19 protein-coding genes are annotated in these 24,908 nt (G+C 47.2%); 15 read left to right on the top strand and 4 right to left on the bottom strand.

Annotation, left to right across the window (positions count from 1 at the left end; all coding sequences use genetic code 11):
* Positions 1-23: 23 nt before the first annotated feature.
* Together PIL01S_RS02465 and PIL01S_RS02460 are read right to left on the bottom strand one after the other, a co-directional pair.
* Positions 24-236: a hypothetical protein gene (locus tag PIL01S_RS02465; protein WP_127536112.1), complete on the bottom strand. Its 213-nt coding sequence runs from the start codon at positions 234-236 to the stop codon at positions 24-26.
* Between the two features lie 133 nt (positions 237-369).
* Complete coding sequence (locus PIL01S_RS02460; protein WP_127536111.1) at positions 370-1,110, bottom strand: hypothetical protein; 741 nt, start codon at positions 1,108-1,110, stop codon at positions 370-372.
* 697 nt (positions 1,111-1,807) lie between these two features.
* Between PIL01S_RS02460 and PIL01S_RS02455 the strand changes: the two genes are divergently transcribed.
* The 15 genes from PIL01S_RS02455 (at position 1,808) to PIL01S_RS02385 (ending at position 22,176) form a co-directional block, all read left to right on the top strand.
* The gene (locus PIL01S_RS02455; RefSeq protein ID WP_127536110.1) at positions 1,808-3,502 is read left to right on the top strand and encodes a M3 family oligoendopeptidase; all 1,695 of its coding nucleotides are present in this window, start codon (positions 1,808-1,810) and stop codon (positions 3,500-3,502) included.
* A gap of 288 nt (positions 3,503-3,790) precedes the next feature.
* Positions 3,791-4,942: an iron-containing alcohol dehydrogenase gene (locus PIL01S_RS02450; protein WP_127536109.1), complete on the top strand. Its 1,152-nt coding sequence runs from the start codon at positions 3,791-3,793 to the stop codon at positions 4,940-4,942.
* 551 nt (positions 4,943-5,493) lie between these two features.
* Entirely contained in the window at positions 5,494-6,663 is a 1,170-nt protein-coding gene (locus tag PIL01S_RS02445; RefSeq protein WP_127536108.1) for a glucose-1-phosphate adenylyltransferase, read from the top strand.
* Positions 6,664-6,689: 26 nt separating this feature from the next.
* Positions 6,690-7,793 (top strand): glucose-1-phosphate adenylyltransferase subunit GlgD, encoded by a 1,104-nt coding sequence (gene glgD / locus PIL01S_RS02440; RefSeq protein ID WP_127536107.1) that lies wholly within the window; start codon positions 6,690-6,692, stop codon positions 7,791-7,793.
* 299 nt (positions 7,794-8,092) lie between these two features.
* The gene (locus PIL01S_RS02435; protein WP_127536106.1) at positions 8,093-10,525 is read left to right on the top strand and encodes a glycogen/starch/alpha-glucan phosphorylase; all 2,433 of its coding nucleotides are present in this window, start codon (positions 8,093-8,095) and stop codon (positions 10,523-10,525) included.
* A gap of 179 nt (positions 10,526-10,704) precedes the next feature.
* Positions 10,705-11,571: an AraC family transcriptional regulator gene (locus PIL01S_RS02430; RefSeq protein ID WP_127536105.1), complete on the top strand. Its 867-nt coding sequence runs from the start codon at positions 10,705-10,707 to the stop codon at positions 11,569-11,571.
* A 42-nt stretch (positions 11,572-11,613) separates the two neighbouring features.
* On the top strand, positions 11,614-12,063 hold the full coding sequence (locus tag PIL01S_RS02425) for a VanZ family protein (protein ID WP_127536104.1): 450 nt from the start codon (positions 11,614-11,616) through the stop codon (positions 12,061-12,063).
* Positions 12,064-12,228: 165 nt separating this feature from the next.
* Positions 12,229-13,956, top strand: coding sequence for a glycoside hydrolase family 13 protein (locus PIL01S_RS02420; RefSeq protein ID WP_281280762.1), 1,728 nt, complete (start codon positions 12,229-12,231; stop codon positions 13,954-13,956).
* Positions 13,957-14,085: 129 nt separating this feature from the next.
* Positions 14,086-14,778 (top strand): metal-dependent hydrolase, encoded by a 693-nt coding sequence (locus PIL01S_RS02415; RefSeq protein WP_127536103.1) that lies wholly within the window; start codon positions 14,086-14,088, stop codon positions 14,776-14,778.
* A gap of 285 nt (positions 14,779-15,063) precedes the next feature.
* The gene (gene dctA / locus PIL01S_RS02410) at positions 15,064-16,416 is read left to right on the top strand and encodes a C4-dicarboxylate transporter DctA (RefSeq protein ID WP_127536102.1); all 1,353 of its coding nucleotides are present in this window, start codon (positions 15,064-15,066) and stop codon (positions 16,414-16,416) included.
* A 330-nt stretch (positions 16,417-16,746) separates the two neighbouring features.
* The gene (gene treC / locus PIL01S_RS02405; RefSeq protein WP_127536101.1) at positions 16,747-18,468 is read left to right on the top strand and encodes an alpha,alpha-phosphotrehalase; all 1,722 of its coding nucleotides are present in this window, start codon (positions 16,747-16,749) and stop codon (positions 18,466-18,468) included.
* Between the two features lie 29 nt (positions 18,469-18,497).
* The gene (gene treP / locus PIL01S_RS02400; RefSeq protein WP_127536100.1) at positions 18,498-20,513 is read left to right on the top strand and encodes a PTS system trehalose-specific EIIBC component; all 2,016 of its coding nucleotides are present in this window, start codon (positions 18,498-18,500) and stop codon (positions 20,511-20,513) included.
* A gap of 228 nt (positions 20,514-20,741) precedes the next feature.
* The gene (locus PIL01S_RS02395; protein WP_127536099.1) at positions 20,742-21,593 is read left to right on the top strand and encodes a chemotaxis protein; all 852 of its coding nucleotides are present in this window, start codon (positions 20,742-20,744) and stop codon (positions 21,591-21,593) included.
* Positions 21,594-21,635: 42 nt separating this feature from the next.
* Positions 21,636-21,896, top strand: coding sequence for a YkgJ family cysteine cluster protein (locus tag PIL01S_RS02390; protein ID WP_127536098.1), 261 nt, complete (start codon positions 21,636-21,638; stop codon positions 21,894-21,896).
* 76 nt (positions 21,897-21,972) lie between these two features.
* Positions 21,973-22,176, top strand: coding sequence for a hypothetical protein (locus PIL01S_RS02385; RefSeq protein ID WP_127536097.1), 204 nt, complete (start codon positions 21,973-21,975; stop codon positions 22,174-22,176).
* 111 nt (positions 22,177-22,287) lie between these two features.
* Here PIL01S_RS02385 and PIL01S_RS02380 read toward each other — a convergent pair whose 3' ends face one another.
* A complete protein-coding gene (locus tag PIL01S_RS02380; RefSeq protein WP_246058068.1) occupies positions 22,288-23,409 on the bottom strand; it encodes an AbrB family transcriptional regulator in 1,122 nt (373 codons plus the stop codon).
* A gap of 148 nt (positions 23,410-23,557) precedes the next feature.
* Entirely contained in the window at positions 23,558-24,877 is a 1,320-nt protein-coding gene (locus PIL01S_RS02375) for an MFS transporter (protein ID WP_127536096.1), read from the bottom strand.
* Positions 24,878-24,908: the final 31 nt, after the last annotated feature.

Here is a 24,908-nt window from a genome sequence, read left to right as displayed (position 1 = left end):
CCATAGTCCATGACCAAAAAGGATCAGGACCATCCTCCGATCAACCCGGAGAGGGTTACGCATTCATCATCTTCCAGTTCCGCAATCAATGTAAGTTCTTCCTGATCGCTAGGATCAACAGAGAACAATTCGCGGCGTCCATCTTCGTGTTTAATAAGAACCAGTTGGTTGCCGCTTTTTGTATCAAACTGGTACTTAACTCCGATACCAGGCAGTGGGCATTCCCGGATATTCATGAAACCTGTCACCTCTTTAGCTATTCCATAATGTTAACCGTTCACACAGTACGGATGTATTCTACTATCCATAACACGGTTTGGCAAGTCAAACATCCAATTCTGCTCCAGTTTTCACATTAACCGGCTGAAGTTATCCTTTGCGGCGACGTCTTGTCCGTTTGCGGCGGATGAAAAACCAGATGAGCAGGGAAGCCACGACAATTAAAGCGATGACTGCGGTAATGATAATGTTACGAATGTTGGGAACCTGTACCGTCAAATCCAGTGTATTCGAATTGAGGGGAGAAACGTGCCAGGTTAATGTCTTCCCCTGATCTTCAACCAGGTCCGCGTTGGAATCTTCAGCTTTGATTGGCAGACTCAATTTGAAATCGAAGTTCACATCTTTCAGCAGCAGATTTTTAAGGAAACTGGGCACCTTGTTGATCTGATCCTTAATCTCCCCATCAGGCATGGATTCCATCAGGTCAGCGGTAGCAGTAACATGGAATCTGGAAGTGAAGAAGCCTGGCTCCGTGGACTGCTCGACCTGGATGCCTTTTGGAAGCTTGGACAGATCGAAGCTGGCGGCGGTATTGCTTTTCTCATAGTGGGTTGTTGCTGAGAGCTGCTTCCGTTCTCCGTCGTCCACGACCTCAGCTTGAAAGTTGTTTTTCTTCAGGGCTTCTTCGAGCATGGGCATCAGATTGTCCTGTCCAATCTTTCCGAGGGCGGATTCGGTTACGCCGAGGTTCAGATCCAGATCGGTTGAACCATCCATGTTGACGGTCAGATGAGCTTCTCCATCGGCACACGCGGATAGAATAATCAGCATGAGGCTAAGCATAAATGTAAGAAATAGATGACGTAAGGGAATACGATTCGACGACATTGATTTCAACCTTTCTACGTAAGCGATTTGCATAAGTCCATGCTACAAGCTGCATTCAAGCCATTACTTATTAATCATAGATTTATAGTATACACCGGAAATATGACGGATGAAACTTCTGGTAAGTCATGCCGTCTGCAGGAAGTTCACTTTGAACTTTGGATGCCAATCCGACGGTTGTGCAATAATAGTTTATGTTAAAATTAAAGATGTCGTATTTTTGTCAATGTTAGGACAATTCAAAAGGCGTTTCACCGTGTAAACTGTAAATAGTATGTTGATCAATCGGATGCAGGGAGGGGTACATTCATGACATACATCATTATTCTAATTGCAGTAATGGTTGTGGGAATGATCGGAATGGGCTGGTTCTTTCAGATTCTTGACAAAGACAATAGCTAAACCATAAATGACATGGACATGAGACAAGCCATAAGCTTGCTTCGCGCGTTTGCGAGGCAGGTTTATTTGTTTTGGCAAGATGTTATCCTGTTGTTCTGTACAATACGTTACTTACATATAAGTTTGTACCTTACATAAGCGCGTAATATATATAACGAAAGGTGTCGCACAATTTGACCGATGGACAAATATTTTTCGTAAAGATGGGATTTTTAGGCTGCTCTTTTGTATAATAGGGATTAGTCCAACTCGGGATATTTCCCGAAATATGCCTAACAGGAAAGGGTGTACATAAATGAAATTTAGTGAATATACGTATACACGTCCCGATCTGGAAAAAATCAAAACATCTTTCCGTGAGCTGTTGAAAGGTTTCGAAGCTGCGGCTACGGTGGATGAGCAAAGCGGATTTATGGATCAGATTAACGCATTGCGAAGTGATTTTGAGACTATGGCGCAACTGGTCTATATCCGTCACTCGATTGACACGAATGATACGTTCTACAAAGCTGAAAACGAATTTCTGGATGAAAGCTCCCCGATTATTCAAGAGTACATCACCGATTATTACCGGGCACTGGTGAATTCGAAATTCCGTGCAGAACTGGAGCAAAAATGGGGAACTCAGCTGTTCCAGCTGGCAGAACAGTCCTTGAAGACCTTCAGCCCGGAAATTATCGAGGATCTTCAAAAAGAGAACAAGCTGTCCACGGAATACAATCAATTGATTGCTTCCGCAAAAATTCCGTTTGAAGGCGAAGAACGTACCTTGCCACAGCTGCATCCGTTTGAACTGTCTACAGATCGTTCCATGCGGGAACGCGCTTCGGAAGCAAGATATACGTTCATGGCTGAGCACGAAGCGGAATTTGACCGCATTTACGATGAGCTTGTAAAAGTACGTACGCAAATTGCCAAAAAATTAGGATATCCATCCTATGTGGAACTTGGTTATGATCGCATGAATCGTACCGATTATAACGCGGAAATGGTTGCCAATTTCAGAGCGCAGGTTCGTGATTATATTGTGCCTGTGGCTACAAAGCTCAGAGAGCGTCAGCGCAGCCGGATCGATGTAGATACGCTCTATTTTTATGACCAGGGCTTCAGCTTCAAGACAGGTAACCCGACTCCTAAAGGGGATCCGGACTGGATTATTGAGAATGGTAAAAAAATGTACGCTGAGCTGTCCCCTGAGACGGATACGTTCTTCCAGATGATGACGGAGAACGAACTGATGGATTTGGTTAGTAAAAAGGGCAAGCAGGGCGGTGGATATTGCACCTTCCTGAATGATTATAAAGTACCATTTATTTTCTCGAACTTTAACGGTACATCCGGGGATATCGATGTCCTGACACACGAAGCCGGTCACGCGTTCCAGGTGTATGAGAGCCGTCACTTTGAGGTGCCGGAATACAACTGGCCGACTTATGAATCGGCAGAGATTCATTCCATGAGCATGGAATTTTTCACATGGCCGTGGATGGAATTGTTCTTCAAGGAAGATACGGACAAATACAAGTTTGATCACCTGTCCTCCGGTTTGCTCTTTATTCCTTATGGCGTTGCCGTGGATGAATTCCAGCATTTCGTCTATGCCAACCCGGATGCAACACCGACTGAGCGTAAACAGGCATGGCGCAACATTGAGAAAACGTACCTGCCACACATCAACTACAAGGATAATGCCTATCTGGAGCAAGGTGGATTCTGGCATAAGCAGGGGCACATTTTCTCCTCGCCGTTCTATTACATCGACTACACGCTGGCTCAGATCTGTGCCTTCCAGTTCTGGAAACGCAGTAACGAGGATATGAAGTCTGCATGGGCCGACTATCTGACCCTGTGCAAAGCGGGAGGAAGCCTCTCATTCACAGGATTGGTTGAACTGGCTGGTCTGAATTCCCCGTTTGAGGATGGCTGTGTCTCTTCTGTAATCGGTGATATTGAAGCGTGGCTGGATGGGGTAGACGATAAAGCTCTGTAAGCAAGTTTTGTGCAAACAGATACCAATCGTCCATACCATGTTGATGGTAAATGATAGGATGACAACATTCATAAAAAGCGGCTTTGAAACCTCTGGTTTCAGGCCGTTTTTTTGCGTGCAGCTATAACTTGTGAAAGTAGAAGGAAGGAGCGGGCCAAGGGCAAGGCAAGCACAAGGTGTACGGAAGTGTTACATTTTTGCACTGAATGTGATTTATTTCACTATATCTGAAAACGGATTCAGTTACAATAAAGACAGTAAATCAGGGGTTACAGGAGGCTGGTTCAGATGGCAACACATGCTTATTATGTTCCGCCCGTGAACTTGATGGGCAGGGGATGTTTACAGGAAGCAGGCAAGATGATTCAGGACATGGATATTCGCAAAGCACTGGTTGTTAGCGATCGGCAGCTGATCTCTTCCGGTGTAGCTGAGCAAGTACTGTCTATATTAAGAAAATCAGGGCTAGACTACGTGGTATATGATGAAATACAGCCCAATCCTACGTGTCAAAATGTGCATGAAGGTCTCAAAGTGTATCAGGAACATGACTGTGATGCCATTATATCGATCGGCGGAGGTTCACCTCAGGACGCAGCGAAAGCCATCGGCATTGTTGCTACCAATGGTGGACATATTCGGGACTACGAAGGATTGCATCAATCGCATCATAAGTCTGTACCGCTTGTAGCGATCAATACGACTGCAGGTACATCGAGTGAGGTGACCATTAATTACGTGATTACGGATGAGGAACGCAAGGTGAAAATGGTAATGGTGGATCGAAACAGTCTGGTCTCTCTGTCAGTGAACGATCCGGAATTGATGCTCAGCAAGCCAGCCAGTCTGACAGCTGCAACAGGCATGGATGCTCTGACCCATGCGGTGGAAGCGATGGTGACGCCTGGCGGATTCACAGTGACCAGTGCGACAGCTGCAGCAGCGGTTGAACTGATTTTTGAGTATTTGCCACGAGCGGTCAGAGACGGGAGCGACCTTGAAGCCAGGGAGCACATGACCTATGCATGCTTCTTGGGAGGAATGGCTTTTAATAATGCGGGTCTCGGCTATGTGCATGCCATGGCACATCAACTTGGAGGGGTGTACGATCTGCCGCACGGCGTATGTAACGCCATGCTGCTCCCTTATGTGGAGGAGATGAACGCGAAGCATGTGCCCGGCAAATTCCGACATATCGCCAAAGCCATCGGCATGAATGTGAAGGATAAGAGTGATGAAGAGTGCTCCATGTATGTCATTGACGCTATTCGCCAGCTCTCCAGGGAAGTGGGCATTCCCGAGAAATTGTCCGAGCTGGGCGTGACGGATCCTGATCTCGAGCTGCTTGCAGATAATGCGATGAAAGACGCCTGTGCCCCCGGCAATCCGTATAAGCCTTCGAGAGAAGAAGTGATGGAGCTTTTTCGCAAAATTATATAGATACGAGTACAACACGATGAACAGTATTTTTTCACAAACGATAAATGAGCTGGCGATGAGCCGGGCACAGTCCTGGCTTTTTGTCATGTCCCAAGGTGGGAAGTTACTTATTTTTCCATTTTAATCAATCGTACAAAAGCAAAAGGATTTTGAATCCCTACAGCGAATACAATAATCTAATCACAGCAGCATCAAAAAGGAGTGATTTCAGCCTGAACTTTTGTCTTACGTTTCCTAGCAAGATTCCCCAGCCCGTTTCGTGTTTAATGTTAATTAGGGATAATGGATTGCATTTCTCACGGGGTACATCTTAATTTCAATTCCACCAATCACCTCTGCACGGCAAGTCAAGGCTACTCTGTAATGATCATCCTACTCAGACATACAATGAATTACGTTCCGCTACAGTCTCGGGCGAGATTGCGATATCAATGGATATGGTTTGTCTGTACAGCGTGCTCCTAATCATGACAACAGCGTCCAAACAACAGAATATGGATTATGGGCTCTGAAATGTACCAGAAAGAATGCGCGTGGAGGAGGCTGTAATGATGGCAAAAAAAGAAGTTGTAGCGATGCTGCTCGCAGGAGGGCAAGGCAAAAGGTTAAAAGGGTTGACCAAATCACTGGCGAAGCCAGCTGTATATTTTGGCGGGACATACCGGATTATTGATTTTCCTCTAAGCAACTGCTCCAATTCAGGCATTGATACCGTTGGTGTACTGACACAATACGAACCTCTGGTACTGCACTCCTACATCGGCATCGGCAGCGATTGGGATCTGGACCGCAAAAATGGCGGGGTATACGTCCTTCCACCGCATGAACGTGAAGACGGTAGTAACTGGTACCGAGGCACAGCAGATGCGATTTACCGCAACCTGAATTTTATTGAACAATTCGATCCAGAGCATGTACTTATCCTTTCAGGGGACCACATTTACAAAATGGATTATGAAAAAATGCTCAGGTATCACAAGGAAAAGGACGCGGATTGCACCATATCGGTCATTGATGTTCCGCTCGAAGAAGCCAGCCGGTTTGGGCTGCTTAACACCCACGATGATTACCGCATCTACGAATTCGAAGAAAAGCCTCCTGAACCCAAAAGCACACTTGCTTCCATGGGTATCTATCTCTTCAAGTGGGATGTACTGAAACGTTTCCTGATTCAGGACGAACAACAGGCATCCACCTCATACGACTTTGGCAAAGACATCATTCCCTTATTGCTTGAAAATGAAAAATCCTTATACGCTTATCCTTTTGAAGGCTATTGGAAAGACGTAGGTACCATCCGCAGTTTGTGGGAGTCCAACATGGATCTGCTGGATGAGGAGACACCGCTCAACCTGAATGATCCCAATTGGCGCATTTACACCCGTAATCCGAATCAGCCGGCACAGTATATTTCACCTGCAGCCAAGGTGCGGAATTGCATTATAAGTGAAGGCAGTATCGTACATGGAGAGGTTAACCACTCCATACTGTTCTACGGGGTGGAGGTTGGAGAGCACAGTTCCGTCATTGATTCTGTCGTCATGCCACGGGTGAAGATCGGGAAGAATGTGCACATTCACAGAGCGATCATTGCGGAAGGGCTGGTCATTCCGGATGGAACCTACCTATCCCCTGCGCCTGAGGATGAAAGTGACGTATTGCTTGTGGACCATGAAGAATTGGAACGTCAGCTTCAACAGGGAATGACAACTAAAGTCTAATCTGAGCCCAAAGGACGGTGCATGCGATGAAACCATTAATCGGTGTTATTAACCTTGATCATGAACTTGAGGAATTGAAGGAATTGACGTACTTTCGCTGCGGAGCCGCGGTTCCTTACGCCGGCCGTTACCGTCTAATCGACTTTGTATTATCCAATATGATGAATGCGGGCATAGAGAGTATTGGGGTATTTGTCCGCCGCAAATACCGTTCGTTAATGGATCACCTGAGTGACGGCAAACCCTGGGATCTGGATCGCAAACATGGAGGCATGTTCATCTTGCCGCCGGACTGGAATGATCCAACGGATACGTCACAGGGGGATTTGCAGCATTTTCACAACAATCTTGATTTCTTTCACCGCGGTTCGGGTGAATATGTGGTTCATGCCGGCAGTCGGCATGTGACCAAAGTAGATTTGCAGGATGCCTATCAATATCATGTGAATAAGGGAGCAGACGTGACGCTGATTTGCAAAAGAGTGGATCAACTGCTGCCTGAGCACGATGCCTGTGTCAAAGTTGAACATGACGGGAACGGTAATGTGGTGGACATTCACCAAAGCGCCGATCACCCGAATATATATACAGAAATTTTCATCATGAAAAAGGAGTTGTTCCTGCGTCAGGTCCAGCGCTGCATTGATCATGGCGAGAGCCATTTCTTCCGTGATGTCATACAGAAAAATCCGGATGGTTTAAACATTGCGGCCTATGCTTATGAGGGCTATCATGCCGTGATTAATTCCATTGACAGTTATTATCGCAACAGTATGGAGCTGTTGAATACGGGGCTGTATGATCAACTTTTCAGAGAAGAACCCGTGCAGACCAAGATTAAATACGAGGCACCTGCGAAATACCTCGACACGGCCGAGGTCAAACATTCACTGCTTGCCAATGGATGTATTGTGGGCGGAGAAGTGGAGAACAGCATTTTGTTCAGGGGAGTGCAGGTAGCGAAGGGAGCCAGAATTAAAGGCTCAATTATCATGCAGAAATGTTACATCGGTGAAGATGCGGTACTGGAGAATGTCATTCTGGACAAAGACGTGAAACTGACTGGTGGACAGACGCTCATCGGGGACCCGTCGAACCCGTATATCTTGGCTAAGAGTACTATTATCTAATACCTGCTGTTAACCGATATCATCTATAAATAAAATAAAAATTCTGAAGGATGGTTATACGCGAAATTGCAATGCTCAAGCAGGAAGAGCAGAAGTAGTGAAGGGGACGAAGTCGATTCTGGAGAAGCAAAGCGTTCGCATTTATCCCTGGATTTTCACCTTATTAAAAAGTTGAAAAAATCCAGGGATAACGGCGATCGGAAGAACGATTCGTAACCGGAACGGGCACTTGCTGGATTTGAGCAGTGAAGCGTATGATATAAACCATCCTACAGAATTTCACCGGGAGGAACCTGCTTTTGTTTGACAACAAGGAAACATTCAAGAGTATATTTGGGCGGAATCTGGTCAGCAAATTGGGCAAACCACTTGAAGAAGCTACGAACGAAGACGTCTATCACGTTCTGGGCAGCATGATTCGCGAGTATGCGGGCCAGGACTGGGCAGCGTCGAATCAGGGATTCAAGCAGCGCCAGGATAAACAGGTATATTACTTCTCGCTGGAATTCCTGATTGGACGTCTGCTGGGCAACAATTTGTTGAATGTAAATGAACTGGAACTGGTACGCGACAGTCTCGCCGAGCTGGGCTTCTCATTGGAGGACATTGAGGAACAGGAATCGGACGCCGGCCTGGGAAATGGCGGATTGGGCCGTTTGGCTGCGTGCTTTCTGGACTCGCTCGCATCCCTCGGCTACGCTGGCCATGGCTGTGGTATCCGGTACAAATACGGATTGTTTGAGCAAAAAATCATCGGTGGCAATCAGGTAGAGCTTCCGGACAACTGGCTCGATAAGGGCAATGAATGGGAAGTAAGACGGCCAGACAAAAAGGTCGAGGTTCAGTTCTGGGGCCGGGTAGAGGCCTACGAGCAGGACGGACATTATCATTTTGTAACCAAGGATGCGGAATCCGTCGTTGCGGTACCCTACGATATTCCGGTTCTTGGATACGGTCAGCCGCATGTGAATACGCTTCGCCTGTGGAGTGCAGAGCCGAAGAGGGAAACCTCGATGGATACCCCTTCGAACTATTACGGTTACCTGGATTACAGCCGGTCGGTGGAATCGATCTCCGAATTTCTGTACCCGGACGATTCCCAGTACGAGGGCAAGCTGCTTCGCTTGAAACAGCAATACTTCATGTGCTCTGCTGGCGTGCAGAGTGCATTGCGTACGTTTAACAAGCTGGAACTCTCATATGACCGGTTACCAGACAAGGTGGCATTCCACATCAATGATACCCACCCGACGCTGGTCATTCCGGAATTGATGCGCATTCTCATTGATGTGAAGGGTTATGGTTGGGATGAAGCATGGGATATTACAACGCGTACCGTTTCTTATACCAATCATACGACGCTGAGTGAGGCGCTGGAGAAATGGCCGGTGTCCATGATCAGCAAGCTGCTGCCACGCATTTATATGATCATTGAAGAGATAAACAAGCGATTCTGCGGCATGCTTCTGGATCGTTATCCGGGAGAACAGGAGCGTATTCAGCATTTGGCTATCATTGCGAACGATCAGGTTCGTATGGCACATCTGGCGATTGTCGGCAGTCACAGCATTAATGGTGTCGCTGCATTGCATACCGAAATCTTGAAGGAGCGGGAGATGGCGCCGTTCTATGCCTTGTATCCAGAGCGTTTTAACAACAAAACGAACGGGATAACACATCGTCGCTGGTTAATGCATGCGAATCCCAAACTGTCCAATCTGATTACCGATACGATCGGTAGTGAATGGATGACAGAGCCAGGCAGATTGAATGAACTCGCCGAATTTGCAGGCGACGCATCATTCCAGCAGCAGTTAAGGTCCATTAAACACGAAAATAAGGAACGGCTCGCGGCATACATTTTGGATCATACCGGAACGGCGGTTAACCCGGATTCCATTTTTGATGTACAGGTGAAAAGGCTGCATGGCTACAAGCGCCAGCTTCTGAACATTTTACATGTCATGCACCTGTATAACCGTCTTAAGAATGACTCGTCATTCGATATCGTTCCACGTACATTCATCTTTGGAGCGAAGGCTGCACCAAGTTATTATTTTGCGAAGAAAATCATCAAGCTGATCAACACGGTCGCGGATACCGTGAACAAGGATAAGGCGGTAAATGACCGGCTGAAGGTATTTTTCCTCGAAAATTATTCCGTCTCTCTGGCCGAAAAAATTATTCCGGCCGCGGACGTCAGTGAACAGATCTCCACTGCAGGGAAGGAAGCTTCAGGTACGGGCAATATGAAGTTTATGATGAACGGCGCGTTAACCATTGGTACGATGGATGGGGCTAATGTGGAAATGGCTGAGCAGGTTGGAGAAGAGAATATGTTTATCTTCGGTCTGCGAGCGGATGAAGTGCTGGATTATTATCGTTCAGGCAGCTATCGTCCTAACGAAATTGTACAGCAGGATGAACGCATTCGCGAAGTGGTAGAACAGCTCGTTCATCCAGGACCGTTCTGTTGTCGGGAAGGCGAATTTTGGGATATCTATGATTCCTTGCTGGCACATGGAGATGAGTATTTTGTATTGCGTGACTTTGCTGCCTATGCCGATGCCCACGCGGCCATTGATAAGGCTTATCGGGATGTGCCCGGCTGGTCACATAAAACGATTCTGAATACGGCTCAATCCGGTATCTTCTCCAGTGACCGTACTATTAGCGAATATGCTACTGATATCTGGGGAATTCATCCGGTTTCGGGACACTGGAAAGGCTGAGGTAAATAAGTCAGGAGATGAAGTCCCCTTGATGCAAGGGGACTTTGTTGTGTTATTTTTATTGGAAAAGAGTTGAATACCGCACGCAATATCAAAAAAATAAACTTCCGTTAAGTGATAATCAAATCAAGAGGACAGCATTCATCTCTATTTCTATGAAGAAAGGGAAATTACTCGTTATGGATCATTACTCGCAAATACAACGGGCTATTGGGTATCTTGAGGAGCATTTGCAAGATGAATTCAACATGAGGCAGACAGCGGCAGCCGCGGGTTTTTCAGCGTTTCATTTTCAGCGTTTATTCCAGGCGATCACCGGGTTTACCGTGCTTGAATATGTGCGCAAGCGCAGACTGACAGAAGCAGCTAGGCAATTGCTGGACTCGGCAGATGGCATCCTCCATGTGGCCTTGAAGTGGGGATATCATTCGCAGGAAGCTTTCACCAGAGCATTCACTGCCCATTGGGGCACGACACCGGCCCGCTTTCGCAAGCTGAATGAGCTGCCCGCTTCTGCTAAGATTCAGCAGAGTATTGACTTTAACGACTATCGTACCCGACTGGGAGGAGAGTTTATTATGAACAAACCACGCCTTGTTACCATGAAGGCCATCCAAATCATAGGTTACGCTTACCACACGAATTTGAATAACGACCAGCACTATAACGAAATTCCGGGATTCTATCATGATTTTGGTTCAGAACAGAAATTTATGAATATCCCTGAACGAGTACGTCCTGATTTGGCCTATGGTGTCGCCTGTCAATTTGAGGATGATGGTGCATTCACATTTCTTGTTGGTGAGGAAACTTCATCTGACAAGGTACAACTTCAACCAGGTTATACAGCATTTGAGATCCCGGGGGGATTGTACGCCGAATTCACAGTGGATGGTTCCGGACAGGATATCCGCAAGATGATTTATGGCAGCTGGCTGCCCCAATCCAATTATGAACGCAGGGAAGGTCCTGATTTTGAGATAACCGATGTGTGGAAATCCACCCCTGAGCAGTTGGACATGAAGATCTATATTCCGGTAAAATAAGGGAGCCGCACTGCGGAAATCATTACCGGAGGATACTGGTACATGCAAATAGGTAGGGGAATATACAAGCCCTGGGTCGTGGTCTTGGTTGCCGTTTTTGCAATAGCATACATATGGATCATGGGGAATTTGTTATTTCTTCATGGAAGGGTCCCAGGGGATCGTTATCAATACAATCTTGTTCCGCTTGAGACGATCGGACCCTTGTTACTAGAGAGGGAAAGATACAGTACGGAGGCCTGGGTAAAAAACCTGTTCGGTAATATCGTATTATTTATTCCACTGGGCATATGGATTCCCTGGTTGTTCCGTTCGTGCCGAACGGGGTTGAAATTTACACGGACTGTTATTTTGCTGCTGCTTGCCGTTGAATTGGCGCAGCTGGTTTTACGTGTGGGTTCGTTTGACGTGGATGATATCATCCTCAATACCCTAGGTGCCTGGATCGGTTATACTGCATTCCGTCTGTTTGTACAGTTCATAAAGACATGAAGATCAGAATAGAAGTCTGCCACTCAGGCGGAATTCATTTTGGTCTTTTTTGTATGCTTCGGGATACGTTTGTGTTTATACAGACGGCATTTCGGATAAAACATATTAACGGGTTGTTCTGTACTTAAATGACCTATGTTCATGACAGATATCAGAATAATGCGAATGTGCGGACAAAAATTAGTGAAGAGCGGAAACGGGGTGATCCACATCGTGTGGTGGAAAGAGAGTGTTGTATATCAGATCTATCCCATCAGTTTCAAGGATTCGGATGGTGATGGTCACGGTGACTTGCAGGGCATTTATGAAAAGCTTGATTATTTGACGGATCTGGGGATCGACGTCATCTGGATCTGTCCCATTTATGAATCTCCCGGACATGATAACGGTTATGATATCAGCGATTACTATGCCATTATGCGCAAATTCGGCACGATGGAGGATTTTGACCGGTTACTCGCAGCGGCTCACAGCAGAGGGCTCAAAATCATGATGGATCTGGTGCTGAATCACACATCGGATGAGCATGCCTGGTTTGCCGAATCCCGCTCCTCCAAGGTCAATCCCAAACGGGATTATTATATATGGCGATCAGGTAAAAACGGTCAGGTTCCGAATAACTGGGAATCCTATTTCGGCGGGTCCGTGTGGAAGCATGATCCCGAAACGAACGAATACTATCTGCATTTGTACTCCGAGCATCAGCCTGATCTGAATTGGAACAATCCACAAATGGCCGAGGAGATGTACGAAATGGTGCATTGGTGGCTGCAAAAAGGGGTGGACGGGTTCCGTTTTGATGCGGTAGCCCATATTGCCAAGGCTGAAGGACTGCCCAGTGCACATAATCCTGACAATCTGCCGGTTGTCCCAGCATATCAGCTGTTCTCCAACCTGGAACAAGTACATTCCATATTGAACAAGTTAAACGACATGATTCTGAAGCCATATGGTCCCATGACCGTCGGAGAGACGTCAGGTCTGGGCCCGGAGCAGGCTCTTGCTTACGTGGGAACAGATCGCAACGAGCTGAATATGGTGTTTCAGTTTGAGCATATGTTTGTGGACGCCAAATCTTCGGGGATAGGGAAGTGGAATTACAGGGAGTGGAAGCTGACTGAACTGAAGGAAATCATGAGCCGCTGGCAGACTGTCCTGCACGGTAGAGGCTGGAATGCCAACTATATGGGCAATCATGATCAGCCGCGCCCGGTTTCCCGTTTCGGAGACGATGGCCGTTACAGGGTTCGGTCTGCCCAGATGCTGGCTACCTGGATGCTTACCCTTGAAGGAACACCTTACATCTATCAGGGTGAGGAGATCGGCATGACGAACGTTGCATTTCCGAATATCGAGCAGTATCGAGACATTGAAACGATGAATTATTACAGGCATTATATCGCCCAAGGGCGGGACAAAAATGACATTATGAAGGCGATCTGGCTGAAAAGCCGGGATAACGCACGTACACCCATGCAGTGGGACGACACGGAGCATGCAGGGTTTACGGAAGGCGAGCCATGGATTCAGGTCAACGATAACTACACAGAGATCAATGTGGCTTCTGCTGAAAATGACCCCGGATCCGTATTGCATTATTATCGTAAGCTAATTGCCCTTCGGAAGAAGAGCAAAGTGCTGATCTACGGTGAGTATGAACTGCTCTTGCCAGATGATCCGGACATTTATGCCTATACACGTACGCTGGATGACGAGAAGATGCTCATCATCCTTAATTTTCGAGGGCATGAACCGGAGATGCACTGGCCAGAAGGCTGGACAGAGGAACGTGCGAAGCTGGTCATCAGCAATGTGAAAAGACGGTATTCAACGGATGAAGGTACCATTCTGCTGCAACCCTATGAAGCCAGAGTCTACCGTTTGCAATCCTGAAGGCGACATTTTGCTTCCCGCAAACGGTTTGATTTATAATAAAGTAGGTAAATGCCATTAAGATGGATGTGAACGCAGCGGAACTTGAGAAATGAGGTTGCTCACATCCAATTGTCAGGAGGACTTAAAATGTTGAAAATGACGTACCATGGACACTCCAGCGTACAATTGGGTACTGGGGAGAAGTCTTTAATTATCGATCCGTTCCTGCGTGGCAATGAACTGGCCGTGACCAAGCCGGAAGACATCAAAACCGATGCCGTTTTGCTGACGCATGCACATATGGATCATATTCTCGACGCCGAACCGATTGCCAAGGCAAATAATGCCAAAGTTGTCGCCATCGTGGAGCTGGCTACATACATGTCCTGGAAAGGGCTGGACACCATTGGCATGAATATGGGCGGAACAGTAGATCTGGATTTTGCTCAGGCCAAAATGATTCAGGCGTTCCATTCTTCGGGGATTGTGCTTGAAGAGGAGCAGCGAATCATGTATGCAGGAATGCCTGCAGGATTCATCATTAACATAGGTGGTAAAACCATTCTGCATGCCGGAGATACAAGCTTGTTCAGCGATATGAAAATGATTGGTGACCGTCATCAGATCGACGTAGCTTTTCTGCCGATTGGCGGGCATTTCACAATGGGCCCAGAAGACGCACTGCAGGCTGCGGAGTGGTTTAATGCAGAACTGACCATTCCGGTGCACTATGATACATTCCCGGTGATCCGTCAGGATTCTGAGAACTTTGTACAGCAACTTGCTGCCAAAGGCCTGAAAGGTCAGGTCCTTGCACCAGGCGAATCCATCACGCTTTAATTGAATTGAATGATTATTATTGTTAGCACGTTCATTTACGTAATCGTTTTTTTTGTACATGAACACTATTTTATAACATTCGAATATACGGCCAAAGGCGAATATCACGTTATGATAACTGACGTGATATTCGCTTTTTTTCGGTTTTAGGTTCAAAAAGTGGGCTTGAAGTTGGTACATATAACAAAAATATTGAATTTTCATTGTTGCAGGCTGGTTGGGGATGTTATAAAAAACTACACGTAAACAACGTTCCGAAGGGAACGGAAAATAGGGGGAACGTTCATGTCATTTATGAAATCATTGTTTTTCCAAATTATTGTGGCGGTGATCATCGGGATAGGTGTAGGTATCTTGTGGCCTGATTTGGGCAGCTTACTGCAACCGCTTGGAACAGGCTTCATCAAATTGATTAAAATGATTATTGCACCTCTTATTTTCATGGTGATCGTTACAGGTATTGCTAAAATCGGTGATCTGAAGTCGGTTGGGCGAATCGGACTCAAAGCGATTATATGGTTTGAAATTGCAACGACGATTGCTCTCGTCCTTGGTCTCGGTACAGCCAACCTGCTCCGTCCCGGTGCAAGCATGAATGTTGATCCTTCAACACTTGATGCAAGTGGCATTGAAGCCAAAACGAACGGATCCGAGCTGCCGCATGTGGTCGATTTTATCATGAACATCATTCCGACCAGTGTTGTGGACGCTTTCGCACAAAATGCATTATTGCAAGTATTACTTGTAGCCTGTCTGTTTGGAGTGGCACTGGCGGCAACCGAGAACAAAGCAAAGGAAAATGTGCTCACATTGATTGAGAATATACTGGGAATTCTGTTCCGGATTATTGGGTACATCATGAAACTTGCTCCAATTGGTGCGTTTGGTGCCATGGCCTACACGGTTGGAGCGTATGGAGCCTCCACGCTCTCCTCATTCGGGATGCTTATCATTGCCTGCTATGGAGCTGCCTTGTTGTTCCTGGTGATGCTTGCACTTGCGGCTTGGTGGATCACCGGTCTTAACTTTTTACAATTTGTAAAATATACCCGTTCTGAAGTCGTGCTGGCGATTGGAACAGGTTCATCCGAAGTGGTTATGCCCCGTATGATGGATAAGCTGACGAAAGCGGGATGTGACCGAGCAGTCGTTGGTCTCGTTGTTCCGACAGGGTACTCGTTCAATCTGGATGGTGCTTCAATCTATCTTTCCCTTGCAACCGTATTTCTGGCTCAGGCGGTAGGCATCGACCTGACGCTCGGACAAGAGATCACAATCCTGCTCGTGTTAATGCTAAGCTCTAAGGGGATGGCTGGTGTTCCCGGTTCTGCCTTTCTTGCATTATCGGCTACCGCGGCTGCGCTCAATGCATTCCCGGTTGCTGCGGTTGCGCTGCTGCTTGGAGCAGATCGTTTCATGGACACGATGCGTGTCTTCACGAATCTGATGGGCAATTGCGTGGCCGCATTCGTCGTAGCCAAGTGGGAAGGTTTGCTGGATCAGAAGCGCATGCGCGCCGTTCTTTCCGGTGAGATCACCGCTGCAGAACTGGAACGTGAAGAACAGGCCTCGATATCATCAATGCCAGTAAATAGGTCTGAACAAGGGAAAAGAGCCGTATCGCCCGAAATGCTTTAGAAAGGCCAGAGTCTTGATTCACGAGTATCCCCCCCTTACAAGGGGAACCTACCAACCCATAAAGACGTCTGTTTTTGCAGTGTTATCACTGCGAAAGCAGACGTTTATTTGCGTTCACCACTACTTCACCACTACATGTATCAGGGAGTTGCCAAAAGCAAACCTGCAAATTTATGTTACAGAGCGATTATTAATGGGGAATGTGTAGAAGAGGAATATTCTAGGTATATTGTAGTTTCAACTTGTATATACATGTTTACTTATGTAATATAGAAATGTAGTTAACTGAGATCTTGATCATGTGCAATACAACTTATTGGAGGCGTTAACATGAGTTCAAACGATACAACTTCCTCATCGTGGTGGAGAACTTCCACGGTGTATCAGGTATATCCCAAGAGCTTCAACGACACCACGGGTTCAGGTACCGGGGATATTCGGGGGCTGACCGAGAAGCTTGATTATTTGCAGCACCTCGGAATTGATATTGTGTGGCTGCAGCCGGTATATGTATCTCCGCAGAATGATAATGGTTACGACGTAGCGGACTATTACGAGATTAATCCGGACTTTGGTACGATGGAAGATTTTGATGAATTATTGCAGGGCCTGAAGGCTCGTGATATGAAACTGATGATCGATATTGTGGTGAACCACTCGTCAACCGAACATGAATGGTTCAAGCAAGCGCGTTCATCCAAGGATAATCCGTACCGGGATTATTACATTTGGAAAGATCCGGCTCCGGACGGCGGCGTACCAAACAACTGGCAGTCCAAATTCGGCGGACCCGCTTGGCAGTACGACGAGCAGACAGGGCAGTACTTCCTGACTTTGTTTGACAAAACCCAGGCCGATCTGAACTGGGAAAACGAACAGGTTCGCAAGGCTGTAAGGGACATGATCAAGTTTTGGGCAGAAAAGGGTGTAGATGGTTTCCGGATGGACGTCATTAACCTAATCTCCAAGGATCAGCGTTTCCCGAATGATGACGGCAGCGAAGGACCAGGCGATGGACGCAAGTTCTATACGGACGGACCACGTGTTCATGAATATATCACCGAGATGTATGAGGAAGTATTCGGTCCTTACAACATGGTAACGGTTGGAGAGATGTCTTCCACAACACTGGAACATTGCATCCGCTACTCGAACCCGGCTTCCCGTGAATTTTCAATGACGTTCAATTTCCATCACCTGAAGGTGGATTATCCGAATGGGCAGAAGTGGGAATTGATGCCTTATGATTTTGAAGCGATGAAACGCTTGTTCAGTGAATGGCAGACAGGAATGCAGGCAGGTGGAGGCTGGAACGCACTCTTCCTTAACAACCATGATCAGCCGAGAGCGCTGTCCCGTTTCGCAGATGATGGGGACTACCGTGCTGAGAGTGCCAAAATGCTGGCAACAACCATTCACGGCATGCAGGGTACGCCTTATGTCTATCAAGGTGAAGAGATCGGAATGCCGAATCCCGTCTGGAATGACGTAAGCGAATTCCATGACATTGAATCCACGAATATGTATCGTTTGCTTCAGGAAGAACGCGGAAAGTCAGAGGAAGAAGCCTTTGCCATCGTGAAAGAGCGCTCCCGAGACAACTCCCGTACGCCGATGCAATGGGATGACAGCAAGAACGCCGGATTCACAACAGGTACACCTTGGATCAAAGTAGATGAACGTTATCCTTCGACAAACGTAGCTGAACAATTGGCTGATCCGAATTCGATCTACTATCACTATCGTAAGCTCATTGCACTGCGCAAACAGGTCCCCGTACTGACAGACGGTCTGTATGAGCGTCTGGATGATGCACATCCCGAAGTATTCGCTTATGCCCGGACAAATGGCAATGCAACATTGATCGTTGTGTCCAACTTCAGCAAGAGAGAGGTATCCTTCTCACTGCCAGCAGCGGTCTGGAACGATCACGTATCCGGTAAAACGGCTGAACTGCTTATTGGCAACACAGAGGTGGCACCTGCTCTGGATCAAGTCATCTCACTTAGTCCGTACGCTTCTTATATGTGGCTTGTACCACAACAGGACTAAATTACATTATCTAAATAGGAAGTGACAACATGGCAATCGATAGAAAACAGGTTGAGGAGATCGTACGGGCTGTCGGTGGAAAAGAAAACATCGAAGCTGCGACGCACTGTGTCACACGACTCCGGTTCGCCTTGTATGATGAGAGTAAAGTGGATACGGAAGGTCTGGACCAGAATGATCTGGTCAAAGGGCAATTTTCATCGCAAGGTCAATTCCAGGTTGTTATCGGACCTGGACTTGTCGATAAGGTATACGATGAGGTGATCCAGATAACAGGCGGTGACCGTGCGTCCAAGGACGATGTGAAGGCAGCTGCCGGCAAAAAGCAAAATCCGATCCAACGCGCAATCAAAACGCTGTCAGACATTTTTATTCCGATCCTGCCTGCCATAATTACGGCCGGTCTTCTGCTCGGAATCAACAATATTTTGACAGGGCCGGGCATATTCTTTGATGAACAATCGCTGGTTGATGTCTACCCGGCATGGAAGGACCTTGCGTCCATCATTAATACCATTGCGAGCACAGCCTTTACCTTCCTTCCTGCCTTAATTGGTTGGTCAGCGGTAAAAAGATTCGGCGGAAGTCCGCTGCTGGGGATTGTGCTTGGGCTGATCCTGGTGCACCCTGATCTGCTGAGTGCCTACAGCTATGCGAATGCAGTAAATGAAGGCACCGTACCAACCTGGAATCTCTTCGGCTGGCATATTGAGAAAATTGGTTATCAAGGACAGGTTCTGCCCGTATTGGTTTCGGCCTATCTGCTGGCCAAACTTGAGATTTTCCTGAACAAAAGAGTGCATGACTCCGTCAAGCTGCTTGTCGTTGCCCCTGTAACGTTACTTGTTACCGGATTCCTTGCATTTACCATCATTGGTCCCGTTACGTTCGCTATTGCGAATGCGATTACATCTGGCCTGATTTATATTTATGAATCCTATGCGGCACTTGGTGGTCTAATCTATGGTGGTCTATATGCATTGCTGGTTATTACCGGTATGCACCATACGTTCCTGGCGGTAGACGTACAATTGATTGGTAGTCAGGGAGGTACCTTCTTGTGGCCGATGCTGGCGCTGTCCAATATCGCCCAAGGTTCTGCGGCACTTGCAATGATGCTCGTTCTGCGCGAACAGAAGATGCGCGGACTTGCGGCTACTTCATCCGTATCAGCTTTCCTTGGTGTTACGGAGCCTGCAATCTTCGGGGTAAACATCCGTTATCGTTATCCGTTTATCTTCGGTATGGTTGGTTCTGCCATAGGTGGCGTGCTGTTGACCCTGAATAATGTTCAGGCAACCTCCATCGGTGTAGGCGGGGTTCCCGGATTCCTGTCGATCTTCCCTAACAAATGGGGAGTATTCTTTATCGGCATGGCAATTGTGCTCATCGTTCCATTCGTCCTGACGGTGATTTTCGGCAGAGCGAAGTTGAGAAAGCAAGATCGCAGCACTAATGCTGAAGCAGTAACCGGAAGCAAAACAACCGCAGTTTCCGCGAGCAATACAGCGGTTTCGGGTACGGATGCAGCTGTAGCCGAACGGACACGCACAAACGCACAAGTGGGAGACGAACCCGTGAACACGCTGGAAGTCATGGCACCATTAACAGGAACAGCGGTTCCGCTGGACCAGGTGCCGGATCCGGCTTTTGCCGAGAAACAGATGGGTGAAGGGGTAGCCATTGAACCTTCAGGCAATCAAGTAGTTGCCCCGTTTGATGCCCAGGTTGCACATGTTATCAAAAGCAAACATGCGGTCATTCTGGAACATGCAAGCGGCTTGCAAATTTTGATCCATGTTGGGATCAACACGGTATCGCTGAAAGGCGAGGGCTTCAACATGCACGTCGAAGCTGGTGAACATGTAAGAGCGGGACAGACGCTGCTCGAATTTGATCGTAATGTCATTGAAGCTGCTGGACATCCGCTCATTACACCAATCATTATTCCGGATGGGCAGGATATGGTTGATCGGGTGGAAGTTACTACAGGTGACGTTACATCGAATCGCAATGGTATACTAACCGTTCATTTGAAGGGATAATTACCCACCTGAGCTTATAAAAATATTCGCTTTCTTCTATTCAAAACGAACCAGTACAGGTCTGCGAGCCTGGAACTGGTTCGTTTTTCTTTGGGGTCATGATACACTATATATAACTAAAATTTGAAATAGACTATCGTTGATCTCCGCGTGTATGCATGTTACGGATGAATTATTCATATGGTTCTGAGGAGAGTTCCTAGTGCTAAGGACGATAGGAGGAGAGCCATGACTCGTGTAGCAGTGATGGTTATACATGGACTGGGTATGCAAAAGGATGATTATGCGGATAAATTGATTTCACGTTTGCATAAGGAATTTGATCAAGTGATGGTCATGCGTGGTGCAGCGGAGAAATATTTGGACATTGAGCCGGTCTTCTGGGCGGATGTCTTTGAAGAGAGGGAAGAGGCGCTGTTCCAACAGCTGGTAAGCTCTCAGAGGTTGAGTTATCAGGTGCTGCGCAGATTTGTGATCCACTATCTGGCGGATGCCGTCGCCTATCAGCCTGTTGAGCATCAAGGCCATAATTATGACGCTGTACACAGCACCCTCAACCGAGCCATGAACGTACTCGCACAGCGCAACGGTCCCGAAACTCCGCTCTGCGTGATTGCTCATAGCCTGGGTGCTGTCATTGCTAGCAATTTTTTTTATGATCTCCAGTTTCCATCGAGCCGCGTTCCATCGATCGTGGATGTAACCTCTGCATTGGAGCGGGGAGATACGTTAACCAATTTCTATTCGTTCGGAACGACGCTGCCACTTTGGAGTCTACGTTATCATGACTTTAGCAGTCCGATTCAGGTGCCATCCTCCATGGCTGCACAGCAGTACTTTCCCGGGCTGGAGGGGGAATGGGTTAATTTTTATGATCGGGACGATATTCTTGGATATCCATTACGACCTATCGATCCGGCTTATGAAGCCGCGGTCAAGGAAGATATAGAACTTAACTCAGGTGGTTTGATTGGGAGCTGGAATCCGCTCAGTCATGGGGGATACTTCGTCAATCGTGCCATGAACCGCAGGATTGCCCAAGGACTGGCACGTACCTGGACTTGGGTGAATCGTGAATGATATCTATGTATTAGGATACAACTGTTGGAAGGGGGAGTTACTTTGGAATGCAGGACAGGCTGTGCCGCATGTTGTATCGCCATATCCATCTCTTCACCGATACCAGGCATGGAAGATGGTAAACCGGCAGGTGTACGGTGCGTACAACTGACAGCTGATAATCGATGCAGCATCTTTGGTCATCCGGATCGTCCGGCTGTTTGCAGTGGATTACAGGCTTCGGTTGATATGTGTGGAGATTCGGATCAGGAGGCTTTTAATATTCTGAACTGGTTGGAGGAAGAAACGAAACCCGGATTCTAACGTGAAGTTGTTTTATTGAAAAAGGGTAATTACACTTATTATAGAAGTTGTATGAGTAGAGAGGAGCATGGGATTAATGCATCTGGTCAAACAATTTCTGGTCGTGACAGCGAATATGATCGCTGAACTGTGGATGGGATTCTATCGACGAAACTCGGACTTCTATGATAAGCAAACTTCTGGATCGAAGAGTAAAACGGGCTATTATGTTTTTGTAATTACTGCTGCGGTGGTTGCAGTAGGTATTGTCAGCTGGATGTATAATCGTATGTACTCATAAGTGTCTAAGAAGAATGAACCCTGCACGAAACAAGCTCAACGTGTAAAATCAAACCCAAGAGTATCCATGGATAACAACCAAGGGATACTCTTTTTTTGGTGTGCTTGTCCCTCAGGGTCTGGAGGAATGAACACGCTCTTCCTTTTTCTTCAGCATGTGTGTGAGAAGCAGCTTTAACACAGAGGATACTATGAAGAAAATAAAAAGGATCCGGAACAGCTGATACCCTGACACCACGGACAAGTTGGCATTTACTTCATGAGCCATGATACTCATCTGATCCATTCCACCTGGCGCCATGCTGAGCAGGGAGGTAGCGGCTGAAAGAGAGAACAGCTGCATGAGTACATAACTTAACCCAAGCGAGCCGGCAATGAGGAGAACACTGCTGAGCACAGCGAGGGAAATGGTCTGTGTTTTGCGCTGTAGATGCTGAGGCCTTAGCATGAGACCCACATGACTGCCAATCATCAGCTGCGAAATATTCAGCAAGGAGGAAGGCAAGGGTGATGTTTGCATGGTTGTAGTCAGATGAATGACACACATAACAATCATTGGCCCAAGCATAAACGCTGTAGGAAAACGAAGCTTACGAGCAACCCAGGCACCAGCTACACAGAGCGGACCATAGAGCAGGATCTCCGGAAAGAGATTCATCCATGACGCCGCCTGGGCCGCTTGCGGATCAGCTGCAGCGCCCGCCGCACCGCCAATCCATGGACTGAACACCAGGAAAGGCACACAGAATACAATCAAGATCAACCGAGTCACTTGCAGGAAGGTGACCAGCGTCAGATTAATGGACTTCATTTCTTCCGCAAGCGAAACCATTTGGGACAACCCGCCTGGAATACTACCGACCAGGAGAGAAGGGAAGTCAAAATCAGTCAGCTTGGATGCGATGTATGCGGTTAACGTACATAATCCAATCAACAGCAGGGTCATGAGCAGCATCACGGGAAGCTGGTGGAGAATGCCCTGCAATGCATCTGCTGTCAGTGACAACCCGATAGAATAACCGACGATCAGAATTCCATAATCCCGGATGGACGTAGGCCACAGGAGCGGCAGTTTAACGACCTGAGACCCAAGTAGCATAAATACCATGGGGCCGAGCAGCCAGGGAATCGGGGTGTGGATGGCTGTGAACAGAAGTCCGCCGAGTACCGAGACGCACAGACTGAGAATGAATCGGAAAAAGGCGGAGGGACTGAGCTTATGCATCAGTTCCATCCGCTTGGTCTTTCTGCTGGATCAGGTTGTATCGACAGTAAGTATGAGTCTGAATTAAGAGTATGAACCATGTGTGATCACTCCTGATGATAAAATACGTCCCCTGTAAGATTCGCCATCCCGAACTACGACATGTTAAGCGAACTTGCTACAGCGTGCTTGATTCGTTTAACTGAACACGTGCTGAAGGTTTGGGTTCTTTAAACATCATATAGTACATCAGCGAGGAAATCACGTATAAACCGCCCGTTATACTAAACGTAATGGCGTATCCCCAGTACGTGCCGTATGTGGTTACGAGGTAGGATTGAACAGGTCCCATCGTTGCCCACCCAATCATAAATGCAGTTTGCATCAGCGAATTGGCGATTCCGCGACGCTTGTCGGAAACTCTGTCTACCAGAATGGCAGATTGAATCGGATTCGCTGCATTCATCAAAGCTTGTCTGAACAAAAAGCTGACCGAAGCAATGAAAAGTACGTTAGTGAAGCCGGTCAACAACAAAAATGGAAGGGAAAACACCTGAAATATGACTACAGCTCGGACACTTCCGACTTTGGCGGCAAGCGTCGGCCCGATCAGCATGGAGACGATTGTCATAATTTGTCCAAGCGAAATAAGTAAGCTCATCGCACTTAGCGAAACGGAAAACCGGTTGGTAAAATACAAATTCAGGTAAGGGACGACCAGCCCGGAACCGAACCCAATCAGTAATTGAGTAATAACAAACTGACCAATCAGTCGGGAGTCATTCTTTTTGTCCTGTAAATTCCCAGGCTGTTCGGTAGCAGACAGATTTTTATCCTCAGAGGCAACCACCGCAGGAACAGCACCAGTAGTGACAGTCTGTGCGGGAGTCTTATCATCGGATACAAACAGCATCGGAATAAATGCTGCCAAAGTTGCTGCACCCCCAATGAACAATACGGTTTGCAGTCCAGTAACCTTGGCGATTCCCAGTGTGTGCAGAAGGTCGGCAAACACTCCGCCGCCTAGACTTCCAAGCACCTGTGAGGCGAGCACAAGGGAGGAGTAGTAGCTGAACATCTTCAACCGCTGACTCTTCTTCACATTTTCGGCCAGAAAAGGAATGGCCAGGACCTGAAAGACGCCTGCGAATAGCCCTGAAAATACAGCAAACCAGATCAGGCCACTCGCCGAATAATCAAACGACCGGCCGATCAGGAAGATTCCGCTGAATAAAGCGCCTGCGATTAGCAGTCTCTTTCGGCTGAAACGATCACCACCAAGCCCGATAGGTACAAACATGATCGCTGTGGCTAACGATTGTATACTTACGATCTGGCCGTTCATTGTATCATTGTAGCCCAGACCCTGAATGTACAGATTGTACAAAACCGAGAACATGCCATTTCCGATCTGATACAGGATGCTTGCCAGAAAAAAGAGTTGAATATTTCGGGACCAACCCCGAATCTCAGCATGAATCTGTCGTAAAACTCTCAAGTGTAATCCCCCAGTCGTACCAGTGCAGTGA

It is taken from the genome of Paenibacillus illinoisensis NBRC 15959, assembly GCF_004000925.1.
Classification (GTDB): Bacteria; Bacillota; Bacilli; order Paenibacillales; family Paenibacillaceae; genus Paenibacillus; species Paenibacillus illinoisensis.
This window is presented reverse-complemented; position numbering and strand designations above follow the sequence as displayed.